Here is a 25,354-nt window from a genome sequence, read left to right as displayed (position 1 = left end):
AGCAACCCTCGTGGGAGCGGGCTTGCTCGCGAAAGCGGTAGGTCAGCTTGTCTCTGTTTGGAATGTACCGACGCCTTCGCGAGCAAGCCCGCTCCCACATTTAGTCCGCATTACCATCAAGAGCGCGCGGGATGTGGGACAATGCCCGCCATTTTCAGCCATACCCGAATCGGCCACGCCCATGAACGCCCCCCGCACTCCCAAACCCGCACGCAAGAAGCCTGACGCCGCGTCCCCAAGCAAAGCCGTCGAGCCGCGTGAGAAGGCCAGCCTGCACCCGCGCAACCGCCATCAGGGTCGTTACGACTTCCCGGCGCTGATCAAGAGCACACCCGAACTGGCCAAGTTTGTGATCACCAACCCGTACGGCAAGGAAAGCATCGACTTCGCCAGCCCCGACGCGGTGCGGGTGTTCAACCGGGCGCTGCTCAAGGCGTTCTATGGCATCCAGCACTGGGACATCCCCGCGGATTACCTCTGCCCTCCGGTTCCAGGCCGCGCCGATTACGTGCACTTTCTCGCTGACCTGCTGGCGAGCATGAACGACGGCAAGGTGCCGCGTGGCGCAATCGTCAATGTGCTGGACATCGGTATGGGCGCCAATTGCGTTTATCCGCTGATCGGCAACAGCGAATACCGCTGGCACTTCCTCGGCTCGGAGATCGACCCGACAGCCGTGGCGGCCGCCAGGGCCATCGTTCAGTCCAACGATCTGAACAAGGTCATCCAGTTGCGCCAGCAACAAAACCGCAAGCACATCCTCATCGGCTTGCTGGAACCGGGCGAGCGTTTCGACCTGACCATGTGCAATCCGCCGTTCCACGCCTCGATGGAAGAAGCGACCAAGGGCAGCGAGCGCAAGTGGCGGGCCCTGGGCAAGGCTGATCCGAAGCGCAAGCTGCCGGTGCTGAACTTCGGCGGGCAATCGGCGGAGTTATGGTGTGAAGGCGGTGAAGCACGCTTTGTAACGCAGTTGATTGCCGAAAGTGCGAACTTCCAACACAAGGTTCTGTGGTTCAGTACGTTAGTGTCGAAAGCCTCGAACCTGCCGGCGATCGAAACTGCGTTGAAGAAGGCTGGCGCGCTGGAGAGCCAGGTGGTGGAGATGTCGCAGGGGCAGAAGCAGAGTCGCTTTGTGGCGTGGACTTTCCAGACCAAGTCCGAGCAGCAGATCTGGCGGCGTGAGCGATGGGTCCGCAAGGGCTGAGTGGATGCAAGCCTTGCTCCCACAAATGCCCTCACCACAGACCACTTTTTACAAGACAATAAAAAACCGTGCCCGGATCGCTCCGAGGCACGGTTTTTTTTACAGCGGTCTTACTTGTTGACCGCGTCGGTCAGGCCTTTGGCCACAACCAGCTTGATCACTTTCTTGGCAGCGATTTCGATGGCAGCGCCAGTCGAAGGGTTACGGCCGGTACGGGCAGGACGCTCGGTGACTTTCAGCTTGCCAACGCCTGGCAGAGTGATTTCGCCGCCATTTTCCAGCTGATCGGCAACGACTTGGCCCAGTTGGTCCAGCAGAGCACGCACGGTAGCTTTTGGTGCGTCTACAGATTCAGCCAAATCAGCGATCAGTTGGTCTTTAGTAAGAGCCATGTAGTGTTCCTTCCCTATCAAATTCATATGGATTGCAGAGTGCAGTGTCAGCCATCGAGCCCGATCTCTGTGGATCAGGCACCCTCGGCAATCACCACGACGGATCGGGGTAATAGATGCCGAAAACCGGGTTTGGTTCGACCTGACAGATGCTGAATGCACGCTTAACGCAGTGACATCGCGTAAGACCGGGCAAAACTAGCACAATGCCTATGAAATATCCGCCTCTAGCTACCCATTTGGTCAGCTTTCTTGCGCTAAAACGTTAAAAAATTGCATATAGGCTGTCGGACGGCTCTGAAAGGGCCTTTGCCGGGTTCCAAAACCAGTGATTGCGGTACACTGGGCCCTTTTTCGGGGAGCGTGCCCTCCTCTCTTTCATCAGCCGAGAAATCCATGCCGATCCGTCATTGCATCGTCCACCTGATCGACAAAAAACCCGACGGCACCCCTGCTGTGCTCCATGCCCGCGACTCCGAACTGGCAGAGTCCACGGCCATCGAGAACATGCTCGCCGACCTCAACGAAAGTTATAACGCCAAGCAAGGCAAGGCCTGGGGCTTTTTCCACGCCGAGTCCGGGGCGCATCCGTTCAGCGGCTGGTTGAAGGAATACCTGGACGGCGGCAAGGATTTCACCGCGTTCAGTCGCGTGGCGGTGGAACACCTGCAAAAGCTGATGGAAGAGTCCAATCTGTCGGTGGGTGGCCACGTGTTGTTCGCGCATTACCAACAGGGCATGACGGATTACCTGGCCATCGCCCTGCTGCACCACAGCGAAGGCGTGGCGGTGACCGATGAGCTGGACGTGACCCCGTCCCGTCACTTGGACCTGGGCCAGTTGCACCTGGCGGCGCGGATCAACGTGTCGGAATGGCAGAACAACAAGCAGTCCAAACAGTACATCTCGTTCATCAAGGGCAAGAACGGCAAGAAGGTTTCGGAGTACTTCCGTGACTTCATCGGCTGCCAGGAAGGCGTCGACGGCCCCGGCGAGACCCGTACCCTGCTCAAGGCCTTCAGTGACTTCGTCGAAAGCGAAGACCTGCCGGAAGACGATGCTCGGGAGAAAACCAAGACCCTGGTGGACTACGCCAGCAGCCAGGCCAAGCTCGGCGAGCCGATGGGCCTGGAAGAGCTCTCCGAGCTGATCGACGAAGAGCGCCCGAAAGCCTTCTACGATCACATCCGCAACAAGGACTACGGCCTATCGCCGGAAATCCCCGCCGACAAACGCACCCTCAACCAGTTCCGCCGCTTCACCGGCCGAGCCGAAGGCTTGTCCATCAGCTTCGAAGCGCACCTGCTGGGTTCCAAGATCGAATATGACGAAGAGGCTGGGACGTTGATCATCAAGGGGTTGCCGACTTCGTTGACTGATCAGCTCAAGCGCCGCAACTGATGCTCGGCAGAGTGCGAGTTCGATAGGGTGCTGTCCGCGATATAGATTTGAGAGCCTCATCGCGAGCTTTGTGGGAGCAAATCTCCCACCAAGCTCGCTCCCACAAGATCATTCGTTGTTCATCGAGCCTCGACGCGAAACCCAAACCGCGGAAAGTGCACATGCACCACCCCGCCACGCTCATCTTCCCGGCGTACGATCAACGCCTCACTGCCCGCAAACACCAACTCCCCGGCCACGGGATCGACACCATAGTCCGTCGCGGCGATGGTCACCTGCTGCCCAACCGCGAACCCGTTCGGCTCTTCAAACGACTCATCCGGCAGCGCGGCCGGCGTCGCATTGCGGGCAACCTCCAAGGCTTCTTCGGAACTCATCTGGCTCGACGCGCCATGGCCGAAACCCAGCACCCGCGCGAGCCACGCCGATACCGCCGGGTATTCGTCCACCAACGGCGAAGTGACGGGCGTGCCCTTGAGGAACCACAGCGGATGAGCCATGGCGAAGTCGGCAATCGACGGATCGCCCAGCAGGAAATCGCCCTCTTCGCGCTGCAATTGTTGTTCGAGGCGCGCCATGATCGTCGGCCACTGGTGCTTGGCCTGGTCGGCGGGCAAGCGCGTGGTCGTGCCACCACTGAACAACCCGGCGCGGTCGCTGATGAATGCCTTGATGGCTTCAGGCGATAGCTTGGCGAACCGCACCGCCACCGACTCCGGCTGGAACACCAGACTCACGGCATGCTGGAACACCACCGAATCGGCCCATGCCGCGAAGGACGCCGCGATCATCTCACGGCCTTCAGGGAACAGCGCCGGCGAGGCTTTCTCCTGCTCCAGTCGACGAGCAATCAGCGACGTATCGCAATAGATATCCGCGCCAACCTGCAACACCGGCGTCTTGCGATAGCCACCCGTCAGCGCCGTCAGGTCAGGCTTGGGCATCATTGGCGGGATGCTCACCGAACGCCAGGACAAGCCCTTGAAACCCAGCAACAGCCGGGCTTTTTCCGCGAAAGGAGACGTCGGGTAATGATGAAGAATCAACTCTGACATGAGATTCGCCACTGCAGGAATGAAGTCTTGCAGCTTAGCGCGCCTGACCGGGCCAGCCTACCGGCCTGATAAAGGCCTATCAGCCAGGCTGATGAAGGGGCAGCGCACTGGCCACCAGGCATTCCTTGGCGCTTTTCCTGAGCTTTTTGATCAGCCGCTCCTGACGCAAGGCCTCGCCCTTGTCGCGGCAGGCCTCGGTGTACACCAGGGCCACTGCCGGGCTGGACAGGAAGAAGCGCGCGCCCTTGCCGCTTTGATGCTTGGCGAAGCGCCGCACCGGGTCATCACTGATGCCGCAGTACAGCGAGCCGTTGGCGGCCCGCACCAGGTAGACGAACCAGGGTTTGTCCGGTTCGGCGGCGCCTTGTGCAGGCAGATCGGAGGATAAGTCGACGGTCGTCACAAAATGTTCAACAGGTGAGCCAGGACAAACCGCGATCTTATCAGCGACTGGCCTGGAACGCCCGCAGCCCCTTGAGCGCTTGGGCCCTGACGGCGTTGCGCACCAGCGGCGTCCAGCCCAGCAACAGGCCCTTGGTGCCCAGCGCCTGGCGGGACCAGCGCCACAGATCGAAGCTGTCATGGTGTTCGCAGATCTTGCCATCGCGAAACACGAAGCGCGCCTGGATGTCGTTGATCACGATGTTGCCGGTCTGGCTGAACAGGTACGTCGCCACCCAGTGCGCACCGCCGGTACGTTCGTCGCTGCGCACGTTATCGAAGGTCAGGGAGAAGTCCTTGGCCCGGGTCGTCAACATGCGCCACATGTCACCGGCATCACGCCCGCGCAGTTCGCCGAACGCTGGATCGCTGAACACCACATCATCGGTGTAGCAGGCGCTCATGGCGTCGGCGTCCAGGCGCTGGAAGGCCTGGTAAAAACGGGTGATCAAGGCGTTGTGGGCATCACTCATGGACAGGCTCCGAAAAACGTTTCAGTAGGCCAGCACGATAATCTGCCGCCGTGGGGAAGACCATCGTCATTCGCCATGAAAATGATATCAACGAAGGTCAGACCCTTTCGCTGCTGACGCCGACATACAATGCCCGGCCCGCGCCGATGCCCGCAATGATCGCCCCCAGGCCAATCAGGCCGAAGATCCAGCCCAGTGCATTCCAGCCGCCGGTCAAGTCGTGGACCACGCCCACCGCGAAGGGCCCCAGCGACGCCAGCGTATAACCAAAGCCCTGGGCCATGCCGGACAGGTTGGCGGCCACATGGGCGTCCCGCGAACGCAACACGATCAGCGTGAGCGCCAGGCTGAACGTCGCGCCCTGCCCCAGGCCCAGCAGGATCGCCCAGCCCCACAAGCCATCGATGGGTGCGTAAAGGCAACCGAACAACCCGCCCAGGGTCATGACCATGACGACCACGATGGCCAGGCGCTGGTCCTTGCCGCGCGTGGCCAGCCAAGGCGCCGCCAGCGAACTGATCAGCTGCACGATGACCGAACCGGACAGCACGAGCCCGGCCTGGGTCGGGGTCAGGCCACGCCCAATCAGGATCGAGGGCAGCCAACCAAAGACGATGTAGGCCAGGGAGGACTGCAGCCCCATGTACAAGGTCACTTGCCAGGCCAGGGGATCGCGCAGCAAGCCGCGAACCCGGTACGCCACCTGATGGGCACCGTGTTTTTCGCCCACTTGCGGCAACCAGAACACCGCAGCCAGCAGCGCCGGGACCGCCCAGAACCCCAGGCCCAAGGCCCAGTCGTGGCCAAGGTGCTCGCTCAACGGCACCGTCGCCCCGGCCGCCATCGCCGCGCCCAGGCACAGCGCCATGGTGTAGACACCGGTCATGGTGCCGGCCTGCTTGGCGAAGTCGCGCTTGACGATGCCGGGCAGCAGCACCCCGATGACGCCGATGCTGGCGCCCGCCAGGATGCTGCCGGCGAACAAGCCGAACTGGCCGAACGAACTGCGCAAGACGATGCCGCAGGCCAGGGTCAGCAAAATGCCCAGCACGACGCGCTCAGCACCAAAGCGTCGCGCCAGCACAGGCGCCAGCGGTGCGAACAATCCCAGGCAAAGCACGGGCAGGGTCGTCAGCAAACCTGCTTGCGCAGCCGACAGGCCAAGGCTCTTGGAAACCTCGCTGAGCAACGGCGCCATGCTCGACAGCGCCGGACGCAAGTTCAGCGCCACCAGAATCAACCCAAGCAGCAACAACCAGGGACGTCGTACCAACGGGTGGCTCTGCTGGGCCTGCTCATCGTCGGCTTCGGCGTCGATCAACAGTTCTTCGAGTTCGGCGGCGCGTTTTTTCGGCGTCAAAGGGGTGCGGTCAAGCGGATCGCGGGACATGGAAAGCTCTGGTTCAGGGTTCATTGATCAACTGCCGGCAAAGGGCCTTGGCCCGCTCCGGATCCTGGCGTTCGACGGCTTCGAGAATCTCGATATGCAAATCGAACACATGTTGATGACGGGGAATGATGTTGAGGCTCTGGCGCAATTGCGCGCCGATCACGTTGGAGAAATAGCGATACAGCTCGCTGAGGGCCGGGTTATGCGCGGCGTCCACCAGCAGGCGATGGAACACCAGGTCGCACTTAATGTAGTGCTCCAGGTCGCCGTGGTAATGCTCGCCGCTGGTTTTCAGCGCCTGGCGCAAGGCAAGCAAATCCTCATCGGTACGCCGCAGCGCCGCCAGGCCAATGGCCTCTACTTCCAGGATGTGCCGGGTTTCCCGGGCCTGTTCCAGCGAACAGCGCGACAACACCTTGAGGGTATCCAGCGGATCGACCACCGCCCGCACGTAGCTGCCGTCGCCCTGGCGGATCTCGATCAAACCGGAAAACGCCAGCACGCGCATGGCTTCGCGCACCGTGTTGCGGCTGATACCCAGCTCCGCCACCAACTCTGGCTCGGTGGGCAAGCGCTGGCCGACAGCCCACACGCCCTCGCTGATTCGTCGACGCAATTGCTCCAGGGCCTGATCGACCAGGGAGCGTTTCATTAATGGAGAAATATCTGACATAGAGTCCGCCCTTTCATCCAATCATGGGATGAATTTTCTGACATGTTAGTCAGCTTCGTGTAGGACGGCAACTGCCTAGGGTCAATCGGAGGCAAATGAAACGAGATTTTCGATTAGTCAAAATTACCCTTTAAGGGTAATTTTACGAACAGGGCGCACCGTTCCATGGAAAAGAACACACCCCATTACGCCTTGGTGGCGATACAGGCGGATGTCAGGCGGCTAAAAGGGAAAGCTTTCACCAGCACTGCGAAGAACACTGCTCGGACGCTCGGTTTAAACGTCTCGGATATGCAGCAGGTCATCCATGGGCTTGAACGAAAACAGTTCTATAAATCGATGACCACCTATGACGATCATCGAGTCTGGCATGACGTCTACCACGCCAATTCACACGGTCTGCAGATTTACCTGAAAGTGACGTACCGCCCCAGCGGAGGCTCACCGGTAATTTCCTTCAAGGAGAAAAACTCATGAAACACCAGCAATGCTTCAGCTGTGGTGCCCCGGAGGGCATGTTGCATTTCGAAGGTCGCGGCGAAACCATCAGCGTCAAGGGACTGGAACGCCGGGTCGATGACTTGTCTGGCTGGGAATGTCAGATGTGCGGCGAAGTCGAGCTCGATTCAAGCTGCTCGGATCGCTATGACCACGCCGGTGATGAGCTGGTCAATGCGGCCAGGCGAATGATTGGCGAAGAGATCAAACGTGTCCGGCGCAAACTGAATCTCTCTCAAAAAGAAGCGGTAGCGCTGTTATCAGGTGGCGGGCACAACGCGTTTTCCCGCTATGAGCGCGGTGAGGTACTGCCACCAAAAGCGTTGATGCTGCTGATGCGCCTGCTCGATCGCTACCCGCATTTGCTCGTAGATGCACGAACCCTGGCTGAAGGTGCGGACTTGAGAGGATTCAAGACTACAGCGCACAAAGAGCACGAAACCCTCACGACTCACTGAGCAGCCAAAACAGCAAAAAAAACGGACAAGTCCAACGCTATTCACATCGGGCGGTAGAAAAATCCGTGGCGAGGGAGCTTGCTCCCGCTGGGCTGCGTAGCGGCCCCCTCTTTGTGAGCGCTTCGCACTCAAGCGGGAGCAAGCTCCCTCGCCACGGGTTCACCGTTTTTCTTACGTGAACAGCATTGCGGACAAGTCCGGGTTTATTTCACTGCCTAACGCCGATCAATGCAGGATCTGGCTCAGGAACAGCTTGGTGCGGTCGTTCTGCGGGTTGTCGAAGAAGTCGTTCGGCGCGGCCTGTTCGACGATTTCACCCTTGTCCATGAAGATCACGCGGTTGGCCACGGTGCGGGCGAAGCCCATCTCGTGGGTCACGCACAGCATGGTCATGCCGTCTTCGGCCAGGCCGATCATGGTGTCCAGCACCTCTTTCACCATCTCTGGGTCGAGTGCCGAGGTCGGTTCGTCGAACAGCATGATTTTCGGCTTCATGCACAGGGCACGGGCAATGGCCACACGCTGTTGCTGACCGCCCGAGAGCTGGCCCGGATACTTGTGCGCCTGCTCTGGAATGCGTACGCGCTCCAGGTAATGCATGGCGATTTCCTCGGCCTTGCGCTTGGGCATCTTGCGCACCCACATCGGCGCCAGGGTGCAGTTCTGCAGGATGGTCAGGTGCGGGAACAGGTTGAAATGCTGGAACACCATGCCGACTTCACGGCGGATCGCTTCGATCTGCTTGAGGTCGTTGGTCAGTTCCACGCCATCGACCACGATGCGACCCTGCTGGTGCTCTTCCAGGCGGTTGAGGCAGCGGATAGTCGTGGACTTGCCGGAACCCGACGGGCCGCACAGCACGATACGCTCGCCCTGCTTGACGTTCAGGTTGATGTCTTTCAACACGTGGAACTGGCCGTACCACTTGTTCACGCCCTGCATCTGAATAATGCCTTCAGGGCTCACAGGCTGTTTGATCGCTTCACTCATGAGTCAACTCCTAACGCTTGTGGCCAGTGTCCAGCTTGCGTTCCAAATGCATGGAATAGCGGGACATACCAAAACAGAAAATCCAGAACACCAGGGCGGCAAACACATAGCCTTCAGTGGCCATGCCCAGCCATTTCGGGTCGGCGGCAGCTTGTTTCACGCTGTTGAGCAGGTCGAACAGGCCGATGATGATCACCAGGCTCGTGTCCTTGAACAGCGCAATGAAGGTGTTGACGATCCCCGGGATCACCATCTTCAGTGCCTGTGGAAGGATCACCAGGCCCATGCTGCGCCAGTAACCCAGGCCCATCGCCGCGGCCGCTTCGTACTGCCCCTTCGGAATGGCTTGCAGGCCGCCGCGCACCACTTCGGCCACATAGGCCGACTGGAACAGGATCACCCCGATCAATGCCCGCAGCAGCTTGTCGAAGTTCATGCCTTCGGGCAGGAACAGCGGCAGCATCACCGACGACATGAACAGCACCGTGATCAACGGCACACCGCGCCAGAACTCGATGAAGGTCACGCAGACCACGCGGATCGCCGGCATGTTCGAGCGCCGGCCCAGGGCCAGGACGATGCCCAGCGGCAGAGCACCGACGATACCGACGGTGGCGATCACCAACGTCAGCATCAGGCCACCCCACTGGCTGGTCGCCACGGTATCCAGACCGAAAACGCCACCGTGCAGCAGGCACCAGGCAATGATCGGGTACAGCACCAGGAAGCTGAGGCCGTAGATCGCCTTGCGCGGGAAGCGCGAGATGAACAGCGGCGCCACACCCAGCACTGCCGCCCACACGGACAGGTCTACGCGCCAGCGCAGGCCCGTCGGGTAATAGCCGTACATGAACTGGCCGAAACGCTGTTGGATGAACACCCAGCAGGCGCCCTCCTTGGTGCAATCGGCCTGGGTGGTGCCGACCCAGTTGGCATCGAGGATAGCCCAACCGAGGATCGGTGGAACTATCAGGTAGATCAGGTAGAACGCGAACAACGTCAGCAGCGTGTTGAGCCAGCTGGAGAACATGTTCGCGCGCATCCATGCCACTGGCCCGAACACTTTGCTCGGTGGCGGCATATCAGGTTTGAAAGTATGGGATGTCATGCGCTTTTCCTCACCGCTCAATCAGCGCAATGCGCTTGTTGTACCAGTTCATCAGCAAGGAAATGCTGATACTGATCGCCAGGTACACACTCATGGTGATCGCGATCACCTCGATGGCCTGACCGGTCTGGTTCAACACCGTGCCAGCAAACAGCGAAACCATTTCCGGGTAACCGATACCGGCAGCCAGGGAAGAGTTTTTCGCCAGGTTCAGGTATTGGCTGGTCAGCGGCGGGATGATCACGCGCAAGGCTTGCGGGATGATCACCTTGCGCAGGGTCGGACCGTTGCGCAGGCCCAGCGAGTGGGCCGCCTCGGTCTGGCCATGGCTCACGGACTTGATGCCCGAGCGCACGATCTCGGCGATGAACGCCGCGGTGTACACGGTCAAGGCCAGGGTCAAGGCCAGCAGCTCAGGGATCAATACCCAGCCACCGACGAAGTTGAAGCCCTTGAGCTGCGGCATTTCCCAATGCACGGGCGCACCGAAGATCACGGCGCACAGTGCCGGGATCACCAGGAACAGCGCCAGGCCCACCCAGAATTTATGGAACGGCTCGCCGGTCGCTTCGAAACGCTTGTTGGCCCAGCGGGTCATCAGCACGATGGCGACGATCGCCAGCACGACACTGGCCACGAACGGCCAGAACCCATCCGCCATCAGCGCCGCTGGCATGTTGAGGCCGCGGCTGCTGACGAAGAAGGTGTCACCGAAATTGTGGGCAGCCCGTGGTCCCGGCATCGTCAGGAATACGGCGAAGTACCAGAACAGGATTTGCAACAGCGGTGGAATGTTACGGAAAACCTCCACATAGACGGTCGCCAGCTTGGAGATGATCCAGTTCTTCGACAAGCGTGCGACGCCGATGATGAACCCCAGGATGGTCGCCAGAATCACGCCAATGAAGGTCACCAGGAGGGTGTTGAGCAAACCGATGACAAAGACGCGGGCATAGCTGTCCGCTTCGGTGTAGTCGATCAGGTGTTGGGCGATGCCGAACCCGGCACTGCGCTCCAGAAAGCCGAAACCGGACGTGATGCCCCGGTGCTCCAGGTTGGTCTGCGTGTTATCGAACAGAAACCAGCCCAGCGAAATAACCGCCACGATGGTGACGATCTGAAATACCCACGCACGCACTCGTGGATCGCTGAGGCTGAGCCTCTGCTTAGGTGCGCCGATTGAATTTTGCATGAAGTGCCCCGCAAAGAATGGAACAGAACATCACCCGGTGGTTGGCCCACCGGGTGATAGAACCATCAGCGCACTGGTGGTGCGTATTGGATGCCGCCTGCGTTCCACAGAGCGTTCAGACCGCGATCGATCTGCAGCGGGGTGTCCTTGCCGAGGTTGCGCTCGAACATTTCACCGTAGTTGCCGACTTGCTTGACGATCTGCACGACCCAGTCCTTCGGCAGCTTCAGGTCTTTGCCGTATTCACCGTCAGCGCCCAGCATACGAGCGACGTCCGGGTTCTTGGTGGACTTGGCTTCAGCTTCGACGTTTTTCGAAGTGATGCCGGCTTCTTCAGCATTGAGCATGGCGTAGCCAGTCCAACGCACAACGGCCAGCCACTCGTCGTCGCCATTACGCACGACCGGGCCCAGTGGCTCCTTGGAGATGGTTTCCGGCAGGACCACGTAGTCCTTCGGCGACGCCAGCTTGCTGCGCTGGGCGAACAGTTGGGACTTGTCCGAGGTCAGCACGTCGCAACGGCCGGATTCCAGCGACTTGGCGCTTTCATCGGAGGTGTCGAAAGTGATCGGGGTGTACTTCAGGCCGTTGGCGCGGAAGTAGTCGGACACGTTCAGCTCGGTGGTGGTACCGGCCTGGATGCAGATGGTCGCACCGTCCAGTTCCTTGGCGCTCTTGACGCCCAGTTTGCTGTTGGCCAGGAAACCGATGCCGTCATAGTAGGTAATGAAGCCAGGAAACTTCAGGCCCATGCCCGCATCACGGGAGCTGGTCATGGTGGAGTTGCGCGACAGCATGTCGATTTCGCCGGATTGCAGCGCGGTGAAGCGCTCCTTGGCGTTCAACTGGCTGAACTTGACCTTGGTCGCGTCGCCAAACACCGCAGCGGCCACGGCACGGCAGAAGTCAGCGTCGATACCAACGATCTTGCCGGTGGAATCAGGTACCGAGAAACCCGGCAAGCCGTCACTTACACCACATTGCACAAAACCTTTCTTCTGCACGGCATCCAGGGTTGCACCCGCCTGAGCGAACCCGCTGACGCCGAGGACTGCTGCTGCAGTCACGACTGCCAGGGTGGATTTCAGTAACTTCATTCAAACCTCCAGTTTTGCTCTTGTTGTGTCGGAGCTCGAGCCCTGTCGCACCCTTTTGGGGCATTGCCGACCCTTGTTGGCTTTTTTTAGGGTCAACCGACGTCTGGACTTTCGCTATGGGTCTACTAATGAGGATGTCCGTAAACAGTGGTCATGCCCATCTCTCACCAATCGGCCGAACGGGCTGTAGCCCTTCACGTTCGCGAAGCCCGTAGCGGCTATTGGCGAACATTCATCACCGGATTTCTGATATCCCATGCGACGCGTCTAACTGATAGTGTTACCGCGCAGCGTAAGAATCATCACTCAGCTACCCCATAGCAAAGCCCGTACCAGACCGCTGCGCTTAGGCCATGTAAAACACGTCAAGACAAAAACTTTCAACTTTGCGACATCTAATTAACTGAGACACCGGAAGCGCACTGTAATCACGCACTGATTGAGCGCACCCGCACAGATTTGGAGCACAACCATGACCGACCCCTTGATTCTCGAGCCCAGCGGCACTGTTGACGCGTGCGTTATCTGGCTCCACGGCCTCGGCGCCGATCGTTTTGATTTCCTGCCGGTCGCCGAAATGTTGCAGCAAAGCCTGCTCACCACACGTTTCGTTCTACCCCAGGCCCCGACCCAACCAGTAACGATCAACGGCGGCTATGCCATGCCCAGTTGGTACGACATTCGTGCCTTGAGCCCGGCCCGGGCCATCGACGAACAGCAACTCGAAGCCTCGGCGCAACGGGTCATTGACCTGATCGAAACCCAGCGAGCCAGCGGAATAGACGCCTCGCGGATTTTCCTCGCCGGTTTTTCCCAAGGTGGCGCGGTGGTCTATCACACCGCTTTCGTGAAATGGCAGGGCCCGCTGGGCGGCGTGGTCGCACTGTCTACTTATGCACCGACCTTCAGCGAAGAACTGCAATTATCGGCCAGCCAGCAGCGCATTCCGGTCCTGGCGCTGCATGGTCAATACGACGAAGTGGTACTCAACCCCATGGGGCGGACTGCTAAAGAGTATTTAAAGCAGCATGGTGTCACCGTGACATGGCAGGAATACCCAATGGGCCACGAAGTGTTACCCGAGGAGATTCGCGACATCGGCACCTGGCTGGCCGAGCGGTTGCGCTAGGCGGCCAATCGCCACGCCGGTCCTTTGACGATCCCACTACGCCGCGCCCGTTTCTTGCATTACACTGGCCGGCGTACATTCCTTAACCAATCGATGAGATGACCGTGCTCAAAGCACTCAAGAAGATGTTCGGTAAAAGCGAGGCCGAGCAACTCGCGCCTGGCCCCACAGCGCCGACCCACGGCCCGAGCCATACCGATGCGCAACAACCGCGCCGGGCGGCACCTGTTGCACAGGCAACAAAAGAACCCGTCGTCCAGCCTGTCACGGCCTCCGAGCCCGAGAAACCTCGCAACGAAGCCCCCAGGCCGCGCCGCGAACGCGCACCGAAACCACCGGTCGTCGCCTGGAAACTCGAGGACTTCGCCGTAGATCCCCAGGAAGGCAAGACCCGCTTCCACGACTTCAAGCTCGCCCCTGAATTGATGCATGCCATCCAGGACCTGGGTTTCCCCTATTGCACGCCGATCCAGGCGCAAGTGCTCGGTTACACCCTCGCCGGCAAAGACGCCATCGGTCGCGCCCAGACCGGCACCGGCAAGACCGCCGCGTTCCTGATCTCCATCATCACCCAATTGCTCCAGACCCCGCCGCCCAAGGAACGCTACATGGGCGAACCGCGGGCACTGATCATCGCGCCGACCCGCGAGCTGGTGGTGCAGATCGCCAAGGACGCCGCCGACCTGACCAAGTACACCGGCCTGAACGTGATGACGTTCGTCGGCGGCATGGATTTCGACAAGCAACTCAAGCACCTCGAAGCCCGCCACTGCGACATCCTGGTGGCCACCCCGGGCCGCCTGCTGGACTTCAACCAGCGCGGCGACGTGCACCTGGACATGGTCGAAGTGATGGTGCTGGACGAAGCCGACCGCATGCTCGACATGGGTTTCATCCCACAAGTGCGCCAGATCATTCGCCAGACCCCACCGAAAAGCGAACGCCAGACCCTGCTGTTCTCCGCCACCTTCACCGAAGACGTGATGAACCTGGCCAAACAGTGGACGACCGACCCGGCCATCGTCGAGATCGAAGCCGAGAACGTCGCCAGCGAAAACGTCGAGCAACATATCTACGCCGTCGCCGGTGCCGACAAATACAAGCTGCTCTACAACCTGGTCAACGACAACGGTTGGGAACGGGTGATGGTATTCGCCAACCGCAAGGACGAAGTGCGGCGTATCGAAGAACGCCTGGTGCGTGATGGCGTCAACGCCGCCCAACTCTCCGGCGACGTGCCCCAGCACAAGCGCATCAAGACCCTCGAAGGCTTCCGCGAAGGCAAGATCCGTGTGCTGGTCGCCACCGACGTGGCCGGTCGTGGTATCCACATCGACGGTATCAGTCATGTGATCAATTTCACCCTGCCGGAAGTACCGGACGATTACGTGCACCGTATCGGCCGCACCGGTCGTGCCGGGGCCGCAGGGGTTTCGATCAGCTTCGCCGGTGAAGATGATTCTTACCAATTGCCGTCGATCGAGGCGTTGCTGGGGCGCAAGATCAGTTGTGAGATGCCACCGACGCATTTGTTGCGGTCGGTTGAGCGCAAGCGCCCTTAACGGCCCCACAAAACAAAAAGCGCAGCCACGACAGGCTGCGCTTTTTTTTGCCCCGGGATATTGCTCGAATAAACTAAAAGTCCATAATGGACAAATTAGTTTAGAAGCCCATCCCGGAGTCCCTATGTCCAGCACGCCTTATGTCATGACCCAAGCGACAGCCCGAGAACTGCTCGGACAGGTCGATGTGCCACACATCTTGCGCAAGCTGTTTCGTGATCTCGCGGCCGGGCAAGCGGTGCAGCCACCCCAGCAATTGGTGGTGTTTCCCCAGGGTGCCGGGGACTTCATCAATTACCTGGGCGTGCTGGCTGAAGAACAGGTCTACGGGATCAAGACCTCGCCCTACATCGTGCGCGAGCAAGGCCCGTTGGTGACCGCCTGGACCTTGCTGATGTCGATGCAGACCGGCCAACCGCTGCTGCTGTGCGATGCCGCCGAACTGACCACCGCCCGCACCGCCGCGACCACCGCCGTCGCCGTCGATGCCCTCGCCCCGCATACCGCCCGGCGCTTGGTGGTCATTGGCAGCGGCGCAGTGGCGCGGGCGCATGTGCATTACGTCAAGGACCTGCGGGACTGGCAAGGCATCAGCCTGTTTTCGCCCGGCCTGAAAACCAAGTCGGCACAGGAACTTGCCTCGCTCACCGGCCTGGACCCGCGCCTGCAAATCGCCGACACCCTCGAAGCGGCGCTGCACGATGCCGATGTGGTGATGCTCTGCACCTCGTCCGCCAACGCCGTGTTCGACCCACGGACCTTGGGCAAACCAGCACTGATTACCTCCATCAGCACCAACGCCCCACGCGCCCACGAAATACCGCCCCAGCGCCTCAGCGACATGGACGTGTTCTGCGACTATCGTCAGACCACTCCGGGTTCGGCCGGTGAAATGTTGATCGCCAGCGAACAGTACGGCTGGCAAGCGTCGAGCATCATCGGTGACTTGCCTGAATTGCTCAGCGAACACGTGGAGCGTCCTGACTACCACCGCCACGTATTCTTCCGCTCCATCGGCCTGGGGCTGGAGGATGTTGCGTTGGCGCATGCGCTGTATCGGTTGCACCACCACTGACACAACTCGATTCCCTGTGGGAGCGGGCTTGCTCGCAAAGGCGGCAGCACATTCAACATTGATGTGGCAGACAAGCCGCTTTCGCGAGCAAGCCCGCTCCCACAGGTTCCGCGAACTCCCGGCAATGTGCTCGACAGGAGCGTTTCATGACACAAGCAGACTTCATCATCATCGGCGGCGGCATTGCCGGTGCTTCCACCGGTTACTGGCTGGCACCCCACGGCCGGGTCGTTGTGCTCGAACGCGAATCGCACCCGGCCTACCATTCCACCGGACGCTCCGCGGCGCTGTACACCGCGGCCTACGGCACCCCTCAGGTGCGGGCGCTGACCCAGGCCAGCCGGGATTTTTTCGACGCACCACCGGCCGGTTTCTGCGAGCACCCGCTGCTGAGCCCACGGGGCGAAATGACCGTGGACTTCACCGGTAACCCCGCCGAGCTGAACAACCAATACCTGAGCGCCAAGGCCACGGTGCCGCAGATGCAACTGCTCAGCGCCGACGAAGCTTGCGTGAGGCTGCCGATCCTGCGGCGGGAAAAGGTCCACGGGGCGATCTATGACCCCACGGCCTGCGACATCGATACGGATGCCCTGCACCAAGGCTACCTGCGTGGCATCCGTCGCAGCGGCGGCAGTGTGCACACCGACAGCGAAGTGTTGGGCCTGGGCCGCGATGACCAAGGGCTTTGGCAGGTGAAAACCGCCAGCCAGACCTTCACCGCCCCCATCGTGATCAATGCCGCCGGCGCCTGGGCCGATCAACTGGCCGAGCTGGCCGGCGCCCGCAAACTGGGCCTGCAACCCAAGCGCCGTGCGGCGTTCATCTTCGCCGGCCCCGAGGGCGTGGACATCCACGACTGGCCAATGCTGGTGAGCCTGGACGAATCCTTCTATATGAAGCCCGACGCCGGCATGTTCCTCGGCTCGCCGGCCAACGCCGACCCGGTGGAACCCCACGACGTGCAGCCGGAAGAGCTGGACATCGCCATGGGCATCTACCAGATCGAAGAGGCCACCACCCTGACCATTCGCCGTCCGACCCGCACCTGGGCCGGATTGCGCAGTTTCGTCCACGACGGTGATCTGCTGTCCGGTTTCGATCCGCAGGTGCCCGGGCTGTTCTGGGTCGCGGCACAGGGCGGCTACGGCATCCAGACCTCCCCGGCCATGGGCCAGGCCAGCGCGGCGCTGGTGCGTGGCGAACCGCTGCCCGAAGCCCTGGCGCGTTTCGGCCTGAGCAGCGCCATGCTCTCTCCCGAGCGCTTGGGATGAACCCACTCAGGTGACGCATCGCCACGATTGCGGCACACTCCCCCCGCGCCCCTGTTCCACGGGGCGCTGACGCTGCCTGGAGCCCTGTCATGACTGCTTCGCCCTCCGATACGGCGCTGGAAAACTTCCGCACCATCGCCGACGCCATCGCCACGCTGTTCTACCCCCACGCCGAAGTCGTGCTGCACGACCTGCGCACCCAGAAGGTCGACTACATCGCCAATAACCTGTCCAAGCGCGAAATCGGTGATGACTCGTCCCTGGAAGACATGCTCAGTGAGGACGTCAGCGAACGTAACATCGGGCCGTATGAAAAACTGAACTGGGACGGACAGAAGATTCGCAGCCTCAGCAGCGTCCTGCGCGATGCCCAGGGTCGTCCGTTGGCGGTGCTGTGCATCAACCTGAATATTTCGCTGTTCGAGAATGCCAAGGCCGCGCTGGATCTGTTCCTGTCGCCGGGCAAGCTGATCCCCCAGCCGGATTCACTGTTTCGCGATGACTGGCAGGAGCGGATCAACACCTTCCTGCACGCCTGGATGCGCGAGCGTCAACTGAGCTTGAACCTGTTGACCCGCGACCACAAACGCGAGCTGGTATTGGCGCTGCATGCCGAAGGCGCGTTCAAGGGCAAGAGCGCGTCCAACTATGTGGCGAATGTGCTGAACATGGGGCGGGCGACGGTGTACAAGCATTTGAAGGAGTTGAAGGGCTGAGACCTTTGATGCCTTACTGACGCCTTCGCGAGCAAGCCCGCTCCCACAAGGGATTTGCGTTGAACACGAGATTTATGTCCGACGAAGATCCATGTGGGAGCGGGCTTGCTCGCGAAGGCGATTGATCAGTCGCCGTAGATATCAGACTTGAAATACTTGGCCTGGATCTTCTGATACTCCCCATTCGCCCGAATCCCATCGATGGCCTTGTTCAAGTCCGCCACCAACTGGGTATTGCCTTTGCGCACTGCGATACCAGCGCCCTCACCCACGTATTTCGGGTCCTTGAGCTCCGGCCCGACAAACGCGTAGCCCTTGCCACGGGGCATCGACAGGAAGTCTTCCAGAGGGATGGTGTCAGCGAAAATCGCGTCCAGGCGACCGGACGCCAGGTCCATGTAGATTTCTTCGTTGTTGCTGTAGCGCTTTACCGTCACGCCTTTGGGCTCGAAAACTTCCGTGGCGAAACGATCCGTAGTGGTAGCCCGCTGCACACCCACGGTCTTGCCCTTGAGGCTGGCGTACTGGTCATCGACCACAGCGCCCTCCTTCATCACCAGCCGCGATGAAGTGAAATAGTACTTGTGGGTGAAATCCACCGACTTCTTGCGCTCTTCGGTGATGGTCATGGACGACAGCGCCAGGTCGATCTTCTTCACCTTGAGCGACGGGATCAGCCCGTCGAACTCACCCTCGATCCACTCGCACTTGACCTGCATCTGGGTGCACAAGGCGTTGCCGATGTCGTAGTCGAAACCTTCGATCTTGCCTTCCGAGGTCTTGGAAGCAAACGGCGGATAAGCCGCCTCGATGCCGATGCGCAGGGTTTTCTCAGCGGCGAACAGGCCGCTGGAGGCCAACAGGCTCAAGGCCAGGCTGGTGATGAGGGGGAGTTTCTTCATGATCGATCTCTCGCGGGGTTGTTGTTGGTTTGGCAGAGAAAGGTGGGGCAATGACTTTATATGTACTTATAAATCCATACTGGACTTTAATGTATATATCGTCAATTGGGGAAACAAGGGAATGTGATGGGAGGCTGCTGGCCCCTTCGCGAGCAAGCCCGCTCCCACAAGGATCTGTGCCGAACACACATGCTGTGTACAACACAAATTCCCTGTGGGAGCGGGCTTGCTCGCGAAGACGGACTTATGGGCTGCGAAAAAACAACAGTTTGCTTGCTGCTTGCTGCTTACTGCTTCCAGCGATCCGCCGCCGCATGATCACTGTCCCGCCCTTCCACCCAGCGCGGCCCGTCGACGGTGTTTTCCTTCTTCCAGAACGGCGCGCGGGTCTTGAGGTAGTCCATGACAAAGGCGCAGGCGTCGAACGCCGCCTGGCGATGGGCACTGGCGGCGCCGACAAAAACGATCGGCTCACCCGGCTCCAGCGCCCCGATACGGTGCAACACCTCCAGCTTGAGCAACGGCCAGCGCTGCTCGGCCTCGGTGGCAATCTTGCCCAGGGCTTTTTCGGTCATGCCCGGGTAATGCTCCAGGAACATCCCTGACACATCGAGGCCGTCATTGAAGTCGCGCACGTAGCCGACAAAGCTCACCACCGCCCCCACGCCGACATTGGCCGCATGCATCGCGTTGACTTCAACACCCGGGTCGAACGGTTCGACCTGCACACGAATCGCCATGGTTCAGCCTCCGGTCACGGTGGGGAAGAACGCAACTTCGTCACCGTCCGCCAATGGTTCGTCGAGCTGGCACAGATCTTCATTGCGCGCGCACATCAGGTTTTGCTCTTTCAGCACCTCGGCACCGTCCCGCTGGGCGAGCAATGCGCGCACATCGTCGACCGTGGCGAAATCGCCTTCCACCTTTACCGAGTCCACGCCTAGCGCTTCACGGTAGCGAGCAAAGAACTTCACGGTGATGTTCATGACGCATCCGCCTGGAAATGGCCGCTCTTGCCGCCGAGCTTTTCCAGCACCCGCACGCCTTCGATGGTCATGCCCCGGTCGACGGCCTTGCACATGTCATAGATGGTCAGCGCAGCGACGCTGGCGGCGGTGAGCGCTTCCATTTCCACGCCGGTCTGTCCCGACAGTTTGCAGCGGGCGACGATGCGCACCCGATCCTCGCCTTCGGCATTGAGTTCGACCTTGACGCTGGTGAGCATCAACGGGTGGCAGAGCGGAATCAGGTCACTGGTTTTCTTGGCCGCCTGGATGCCGGCAATGCGCGCAACGGCGAATACATCGCCCTTGGGATGACCGCCGCTGACGATCATCTGCAGCGTGTCGGGCAGCATGCGCACAAAAGCTTCGGCCGTGGCCTCACGGAAAGTCACGGCCTTGTCGGTCACGTCAACCATATTGGCGCGACCTTGGGAATCGAGATGAGTCAGCACAGGGTTACTCCTGATCAGGAACGTCGATTGTAAACCCGTGGGTCAGATTCCGGCAGGGCTGATTGTCGCACCTGCAATTTGCAAAACACCGCATTTACCTGTGGGAGCGGGCTTGCTCGCGAAGGGGGCGTGTCAGGCAGCATATATGTCAACTGATACACCGCCTTCGCGAGCAAGCCCGCTCCCACAGGGATTATGTGGCGCATACAAAAAAACCGGGCGACTTGGTGGTCGCCCAGGCTTGGCTGGAGTTACAGATGGGATTCGGCGTATTCGGCCAGGATCGAGCGCGGTACGCCCTGCAGGGTGATGTGGACCCCGTTGGGGAAGTCCTTGAAGCGTTCGGTCAGGTAGGTCAGCCCGGAGCTGGTCGCGGACAGGTAAGGGGTGTCGATCTGCGCCAGGTTACCCAGGCACACCACTTTGGAACCGGCACCGGCACGGGTGATGATGGTTTTCATCTGGTGCGGGGTCAGGTTCTGGCATTCGTCGATCAGGATCAGGCTCTGCTGGAAGCTGCGCCCGCGAATGTAGTTGAGGGATTTGAACTGCAACGGCACTTTGCTGAGGATGTAGTCGACGCTGCCATGGGTGCTTTCATCATCCATGTGCAAGGCTTCGAGGTTATCGGTGATCGCCCCCAGCCACGGCTCCATTTTCTCCGCTTCGGTACCGGGCAGGAAACCGATCTCCTGGTCCAGGCCCTGCACGCTGCGGGTGGCGATGATGCGCCGGTAGCGTTTGCTGACCATGGTCTGCTCGATAGCGGCGGCCAGGGCCAGGATGGTCTTGCCGGAACCGGCGGCGCCGGACAGGTTGACCAGGTGGATATCCGGATCGAGCAAGGCGAACAGCGCCAGGCTCTGGTAGATGTCACGAGGCTTGAGGCCCCACGCCTCTTGATGCAACAGCGGTTCCTGGTGCAAATCCAGGATCAGCAATTTGTCGACCTGGATTTCCTTGATCCAGCCGACGAAGCCTTGTTCGTCGATGATGAATTCGTTGATGTGCACCGCCGGCAGGTTGTCGATCAGTTGCACCTGATGCCAGGTTCGGCCATGGTCCTGGCGGGTCTCGACCTTGCTCACACGGTCCCAGAAGGAGCCGGTCATGTTGTGGTAGCCATTGGGCAAGAGTGAAACGTCGTCGACCAGTTGGTCGGTGCTGTAGTCCTCCGCCGCAATCCCGCAGGCGCGGGCCTTGAGGCGCATGTTGATGTCTTTGGTCACCAACACCACGGCCTGGTCCTTGTTGCGCGCGTGCAGGTCGATCAACTGGTTGATGATGATGTTGTCGTTCAGGTGTTCAGGCAGCACCAGGTTGGGTTCGGTGCGCTTGCTCATCAGGATCGAGAGCAGGCCCTTGGGGCCACTTTTGCCGCGCTGGATCGGCACGCCGAGTTCGACATCTTCCGGGGAGGCATCGCCCAGGGTCTTGTCGATCAGGCGGATCGCCTGCCGGCATTCGGCCGCAACGCTGTGGTGCCCGCTCTTGAGCTTGTCCAGCTCTTCAAGCACGGTCATCGGGAGGGCAACGTGGTGTTCTTCGAAGTTCAGGAGCGCGTTTGGATCGTGGATCAATACGTTGGTATCGAGTACATAGAGGATTGGCTGGTTGGAGGAAGGGCTACGTCCGTGGTCATCCATACTCGGTCACCTATGTGGGGGCCATTCGACGCAATACCGTGACAGTGCTGCGCCTCGAGGTAGCCACCGAATTCACCCGCGAGGATTCAGGTGAACTGCACACAATTGGGTCTTGGAAGACGCCACCTGTGTTGCAGGTTTCGGCGGTCTGACTTCTTGATACTCCAAAACACATGACAGGAAAAAGCACTTTGACGTTTTTTTGAAGTTTATTTTTCAGAGTGACGAATAACCCTTGGCGTACCGTCATTGCGCCGTTAAAGTCGGAAGTCCGGTTGTCACGAATGTGGCCCGGGTTTTCCTCCCTCCCCAATGTTTCCGGGCTTTTTCCGGTTTCAGCGAAACGCTTCCTGGCAGTCCGCCCAACCGATCCCGCTCTGCGCCGTCTGCGCCATGAGCCAGGGCATTGCCGTTTTCACCCCATCCTGCTTGGCGTTGAAATTGATCACCCCGTGACGCCATAGCAGCATCAGGGTCAGCACACGCTGGGCGCTTTGCTCAGGCTTGAGCCGCTTGCCGCTGTCCTGGGGATCGATGTCCCACAGCGCCACTTGCAGGCCCTGCTGCCGGAAAAACCCTTCGGCATCGCCTCGACGCTGGCCTTGGGGCGGGCGGAACAGCGGTACGTAATTCTCGGGCAACTTGCCTTTGACCAGCTCGACACTGCGCCGGACCGAGTCTTGCCAGTCCTGCCAATGGCTGTGGGAACGAAACTCCCAGCCCTGCACACCCACGCACTGCCCCGCATACAACATTTGGAGGCTGTTGGCCGAGCGCTCCTCCAGCCGCGCCTGGATGTCCTTGCCCAGCACGAAAAAAGTGCCGTTCATGTTGGCTTTGCGCAGGTAATCGGTCAGCCACGGGGTGTTGTCCGGCACCACGTTGGCGGCGCTGTCGAAGGTCAGCAGGAACAGCCGATCGTTCATGTTCTCGCCATTGCGCTCGTAGTCGCCAAAACGAGCGACTTCACTGCTGGTTTGCGGAAAAAGCGCGGCTTTACGCAGCAGTTCATCGCGATATTGGGTATGGAAAATCTGGCTCGGCGCCGCCCATTTGATGTAGTAGGAGTTGTCATCCAGATGGAACCTGCGAGCCTCTTCGCGCAGGGTGGCCATGTCCTCGACCAAATAACAGAAAGAAGCATCCTGATCGCAACTGCGCTGGGCAAAGTTGTAATTGGCCAGCAGCCGCTGCCACAGCCGTGCGCGAAGCGCGTCGACCGCAGCCATGTTGACCGTGCGCAACCCCAAGTACTGCTTGAGCGCGATTTCATCCATGGCATCGATATCCAGCAGGCCCCGGGCGAACATCAGGATCTCGGCCCGCGAGGCCACGTCGAACAGCGTCGGGCTGGTAAGTTGTTCCGGCCAGGTGCTGCGGTCCAGGGTGGCGACGTCGTTGGGCGCGGCACTGGCACCCAGGCTCAACAACCAGGCCGATAACAGAAGGGCGATGCGCAAAAGGGATGTCTCCATAACGAAACCCGCGCGGCATGATAGCTGATCTGTGGCGAGGGGATTTATCCCCGCTGGGGTGCGAAGCAGCCCTAAAAAAATCTGCAGCCTCATTGATCAGATTGATTCCACTGTTGTTGGGGCTGCTGCGCAGCCCAGCGGGGATAAATCCCCTCGCCACATTGAGCACGCCACAAAATTCGGTACTTCACCACTCATCCACTATCACCCCAATAGCTGGAGTCCACCCGGACAACCCCCTAGAATCGCCGCACCTTCAAGGAGACGATTGCATGCTGATGGTGATTTCCCCCGCCAAGACCCTCGATTACGAAACACCGCCGGCCACCGCGCGTTTCACTCAGCCGCAGTACCTGGATCACTCCCAGGAACTGATCCAACAGCTGCGCGAATTCTCGCCGGCACAGATCAGCGAGCTGATGCACGTCTCCGACAAGATCGGCGGCCTCAATGCCGCGCGATTCGGCAGCTGGACACCGGCGTTCACCCCGGCCAACGCCAAGCAGGCGCTGCTGGCTTTCAAGGGTGACGTGTACACCGGCCTCGATGCGCAAAGCCTTGGCGAAGCCGATTTCGACTATGCCCAGCAACACTTGCGCATGCTCTCCGGCCTCTATGGCCTGTTGCGGCCACTGGACCTGATGCAACCCTATCGCCTGGAGATGGGCACGAAGCTGGCCAACACTCGGGGCAAGGACCTGTATGCCTTCTGGGGCACGCGTATCAGCGAATGGCTGAACGAAGCCTTGGCCGACCAGGGCGACGACATACTGCTGAACCTGGCTTCCAATGAGTATTTCTCGGCGGTCAAGCGCAGCGCACTGAAAGCGCGCGTCATCGATACCGAATTCCGCGACCTGAAAAACGGCCAGTACAAAATCATCAGCTTCTACGCCAAGAAAGCCCGGGGCCTGATGAGTCGTTTCGTGATCGAGGAACGGATCAACGACCCTGCGGCACTCCGCCAATTCGACGTGCAAGGCTATCGTTTCAACCCCGAGCAATCGAGCCAGAACAAATTGGTCTTCCTGCGCGATCACGCCCCCGAATAAGGCATCACCTTATATCGCTCTCTGATTGGGGGCTTCGATCAAGCCCCGATCTGTCATCTTAGTTCCTCGCCTGTTTCGCCAGTTTCATGGCGCCAATAAATCGCCCCACTCCCCCGCTAACTTTTCTTTCACTCGACACTCGTCAGTTTTTTGCGTAGTGGCACCGATTTTTTTCATCGGTAGTGGCACAAAAATATCTCAGCTCATTAACTCCCCATTTATAAAGGCCAAAATGGTAAGTGCCATCATCTTGAGAGCAGTGCCATCTTCGATAATATTTCGAAAAATTTCGAAAATCGCGATGAGCGGATCGGAACTATGTGAAATTGCACGGCTCATACCACCCGTAACGATTCTTCGCAGATCTGTAGGAGATCACTTACACAGGACGTCGAACGGATTAACCAAGTTGTCACGACAACTTAGCGAAACGGTCGTCTAATTGGATCCACCCTTAAAGGATGGGAGATAACGCACCATTACTATCCCCTACAAGGCCAAGGCTGCGCCCCTATAACGTGCTCACCCGAGCACACAAGCTTCTGATTTTGTGGGCTTTTCGCCAGGGATTGGAAGTGAAGGACCTTTGCACGAGCGTTCCCGACAACGAGGACTGGCTGCATAACAGGGCAGGTCATAACAACTAGGCCGCTTTGCGCACAACTTGAGTGCAATTATTTAGACACTCGGAA

General features: G+C 59.8%; 26 protein-coding genes. 10 read left to right on the top strand and 16 right to left on the bottom strand.

The features are described from left to right. Positions 1-181: 181 nt before the first annotated feature. A complete protein-coding gene (gene rlmF, locus HU767_RS16275) occupies positions 182-1,207 on the top strand; it encodes a 23S rRNA (adenine(1618)-N(6))-methyltransferase RlmF (protein WP_186705167.1) in 1,026 nt (341 codons plus the stop codon). A gap of 110 nt (positions 1,208-1,317) precedes the next feature. Here rlmF and HU767_RS16270 read toward each other — a convergent pair whose 3' ends face one another. Next, positions 1,318-1,599: an HU family DNA-binding protein gene (locus tag HU767_RS16270; RefSeq protein ID WP_058544106.1), complete on the bottom strand. Its 282-nt coding sequence runs from the start codon at positions 1,597-1,599 to the stop codon at positions 1,318-1,320. A 396-nt stretch (positions 1,600-1,995) separates the two neighbouring features. Between HU767_RS16270 and yejK the strand changes: the two genes are divergently transcribed. After that, positions 1,996-3,000, top strand: coding sequence for a nucleoid-associated protein YejK (gene yejK, locus HU767_RS16265; RefSeq protein ID WP_030139623.1), 1,005 nt, complete (start codon positions 1,996-1,998; stop codon positions 2,998-3,000). Between the two features lie 119 nt (positions 3,001-3,119). On the opposite strand, the gene HU767_RS16260 is transcribed toward yejK, so the two are convergent. The 5 genes from HU767_RS16260 to HU767_RS16240 all read right to left on the bottom strand — a co-directional run bounded on the left by HU767_RS16260 (position 3,120) and on the right by HU767_RS16240 (position 7,032). Continuing rightward, on the bottom strand, positions 3,120-4,055 hold the full coding sequence (locus HU767_RS16260; RefSeq protein WP_186729981.1) for a glutathione S-transferase family protein: 936 nt from the start codon (positions 4,053-4,055) through the stop codon (positions 3,120-3,122). Positions 4,056-4,134: 79 nt separating this feature from the next. Continuing rightward, positions 4,135-4,458 (bottom strand): GIY-YIG nuclease family protein, encoded by a 324-nt coding sequence (locus HU767_RS16255; RefSeq protein WP_186705165.1) that lies wholly within the window; start codon positions 4,456-4,458, stop codon positions 4,135-4,137. A 40-nt stretch (positions 4,459-4,498) separates the two neighbouring features. Beyond that, positions 4,499-4,969 (bottom strand): nuclear transport factor 2 family protein, encoded by a 471-nt coding sequence (locus HU767_RS16250; protein WP_186705164.1) that lies wholly within the window; start codon positions 4,967-4,969, stop codon positions 4,499-4,501. Between the two features lie 97 nt (positions 4,970-5,066). Beyond that, positions 5,067-6,359 carry a CynX/NimT family MFS transporter gene (locus HU767_RS16245; RefSeq protein ID WP_225917655.1) on the bottom strand — a complete coding sequence of 431 codons (1,293 nt, stop codon included), beginning with the start codon at positions 6,357-6,359 and terminating at the stop codon, positions 5,067-5,069. A 13-nt stretch (positions 6,360-6,372) separates the two neighbouring features. Next, positions 6,373-7,032 (bottom strand): FadR/GntR family transcriptional regulator, encoded by a 660-nt coding sequence (locus HU767_RS16240; protein WP_186705162.1) that lies wholly within the window; start codon positions 7,030-7,032, stop codon positions 6,373-6,375. Between the two features lie 165 nt (positions 7,033-7,197). On the opposite strand from HU767_RS16240, the gene HU767_RS16235 reads away from it, so the two are divergent. Together HU767_RS16235 and HU767_RS16230 are read left to right on the top strand one after the other, a co-directional pair. After that, complete coding sequence (locus HU767_RS16235; protein WP_186729980.1) at positions 7,198-7,509, top strand: type II toxin-antitoxin system MqsR family toxin; 312 nt, start codon at positions 7,198-7,200, stop codon at positions 7,507-7,509. Further along, positions 7,506-7,988 carry a type II toxin-antitoxin system MqsA family antitoxin gene (locus HU767_RS16230; RefSeq protein WP_186705161.1) on the top strand — a complete coding sequence of 161 codons (483 nt, stop codon included), beginning with the start codon at positions 7,506-7,508 and terminating at the stop codon, positions 7,986-7,988. Before HU767_RS16235 ends, HU767_RS16230 begins: the two co-directional genes overlap by 4 nt. 225 nt (positions 7,989-8,213) lie before the next feature. Here HU767_RS16230 and HU767_RS16225 read toward each other — a convergent pair whose 3' ends face one another. From HU767_RS16225 to HU767_RS16210, 4 genes are all read right to left on the bottom strand, one after another. Further along, entirely contained in the window at positions 8,214-8,978 is a 765-nt protein-coding gene (locus HU767_RS16225) for an amino acid ABC transporter ATP-binding protein (RefSeq protein ID WP_003178331.1), read from the bottom strand. Positions 8,979-8,988: 10 nt separating this feature from the next. Continuing rightward, positions 8,989-10,086: an amino acid ABC transporter permease gene (locus HU767_RS16220; RefSeq protein WP_186729979.1), complete on the bottom strand. Its 1,098-nt coding sequence runs from the start codon at positions 10,084-10,086 to the stop codon at positions 8,989-8,991. Between the two features lie 10 nt (positions 10,087-10,096). Next, positions 10,097-11,278 (bottom strand): amino acid ABC transporter permease, encoded by a 1,182-nt coding sequence (locus HU767_RS16215; RefSeq protein WP_186705159.1) that lies wholly within the window; start codon positions 11,276-11,278, stop codon positions 10,097-10,099. A gap of 65 nt (positions 11,279-11,343) precedes the next feature. After that, positions 11,344-12,375 (bottom strand): amino acid ABC transporter substrate-binding protein, encoded by a 1,032-nt coding sequence (locus tag HU767_RS16210; protein WP_186705158.1) that lies wholly within the window; start codon positions 12,373-12,375, stop codon positions 11,344-11,346. Between the two features lie 472 nt (positions 12,376-12,847). On the opposite strand from HU767_RS16210, the gene HU767_RS16205 reads away from it, so the two are divergent. The 5 genes from HU767_RS16205 to HU767_RS16185 all read left to right on the top strand — a co-directional run bounded on the left by HU767_RS16205 (position 12,848) and on the right by HU767_RS16185 (position 18,131). Next, entirely contained in the window at positions 12,848-13,504 is a 657-nt protein-coding gene (locus HU767_RS16205; RefSeq protein WP_186705157.1) for an alpha/beta hydrolase, read from the top strand. A gap of 98 nt (positions 13,505-13,602) precedes the next feature. Beyond that, positions 13,603-15,066, top strand: a complete 1,464-nt coding sequence (gene rhlB, locus HU767_RS16200) for an ATP-dependent RNA helicase RhlB (protein WP_186729978.1) — start codon at positions 13,603-13,605, stop codon at positions 15,064-15,066. Positions 15,067-15,190: 124 nt separating this feature from the next. Continuing rightward, the gene (locus HU767_RS16195; RefSeq protein WP_186729977.1) at positions 15,191-16,141 is read left to right on the top strand and encodes an ornithine cyclodeaminase family protein; all 951 of its coding nucleotides are present in this window, start codon (positions 15,191-15,193) and stop codon (positions 16,139-16,141) included. 146 nt (positions 16,142-16,287) lie between these two features. Next, positions 16,288-17,415 (top strand): FAD-binding oxidoreductase, encoded by a 1,128-nt coding sequence (locus HU767_RS16190; protein ID WP_186705154.1) that lies wholly within the window; start codon positions 16,288-16,290, stop codon positions 17,413-17,415. A gap of 89 nt (positions 17,416-17,504) precedes the next feature. Further along, a complete protein-coding gene (locus tag HU767_RS16185) occupies positions 17,505-18,131 on the top strand; it encodes a transcriptional regulator (protein WP_186705153.1) in 627 nt (208 codons plus the stop codon). 125 nt (positions 18,132-18,256) lie between these two features. Here the strand turns inward: HU767_RS16185 and HU767_RS16180 are convergent, their stop codons facing one another. From HU767_RS16180 to HU767_RS16155, 6 genes are all read right to left on the bottom strand, one after another. Then, entirely contained in the window at positions 18,257-19,033 is a 777-nt protein-coding gene (locus tag HU767_RS16180; RefSeq protein WP_186729976.1) for an ABC transporter substrate-binding protein, read from the bottom strand. A gap of 287 nt (positions 19,034-19,320) precedes the next feature. Continuing rightward, entirely contained in the window at positions 19,321-19,773 is a 453-nt protein-coding gene (gene moaE, locus HU767_RS16175; RefSeq protein WP_053124900.1) for a molybdopterin synthase catalytic subunit MoaE, read from the bottom strand. Positions 19,774-19,776: 3 nt separating this feature from the next. Then, positions 19,777-20,019: a molybdopterin converting factor subunit 1 gene (gene moaD / locus HU767_RS16170; RefSeq protein ID WP_186705151.1), complete on the bottom strand. Its 243-nt coding sequence runs from the start codon at positions 20,017-20,019 to the stop codon at positions 19,777-19,779. Next, positions 20,016-20,489: a cyclic pyranopterin monophosphate synthase MoaC gene (moaC, locus tag HU767_RS16165; protein WP_030139643.1), complete on the bottom strand. Its 474-nt coding sequence runs from the start codon at positions 20,487-20,489 to the stop codon at positions 20,016-20,018. The genes moaD and moaC overlap by 4 nt, the downstream gene beginning before the upstream one ends. A gap of 251 nt (positions 20,490-20,740) precedes the next feature. Beyond that, a complete protein-coding gene (locus HU767_RS16160) occupies positions 20,741-22,135 on the bottom strand; it encodes a PhoH family protein (protein WP_186705150.1) in 1,395 nt (464 codons plus the stop codon). A 335-nt stretch (positions 22,136-22,470) separates the two neighbouring features. After that, on the bottom strand, positions 22,471-23,595 hold the full coding sequence (locus tag HU767_RS16155; protein WP_186705149.1) for a polysaccharide deacetylase family protein: 1,125 nt from the start codon (positions 23,593-23,595) through the stop codon (positions 22,471-22,473). A 287-nt stretch (positions 23,596-23,882) separates the two neighbouring features. Here HU767_RS16155 and yaaA point away from each other — a divergent pair, with 287 nt between their 5' ends. After that, complete coding sequence (gene yaaA / locus HU767_RS16150) at positions 23,883-24,662, top strand: peroxide stress protein YaaA (protein WP_186705148.1); 780 nt, start codon at positions 23,883-23,885, stop codon at positions 24,660-24,662. The last annotated feature ends 692 nt before the right edge of the window (positions 24,663-25,354 follow it).

The organism is Pseudomonas sp. SWRI179 (assembly GCF_014268705.1).
GTDB lineage: Bacteria > Pseudomonadota > Gammaproteobacteria > Pseudomonadales > Pseudomonadaceae > Aquipseudomonas > Aquipseudomonas zanjanensis.
The sequence above is the reverse complement of the archived record's forward strand: the minus strand, read 5'-3'. Positions and strand labels throughout refer to the sequence as shown.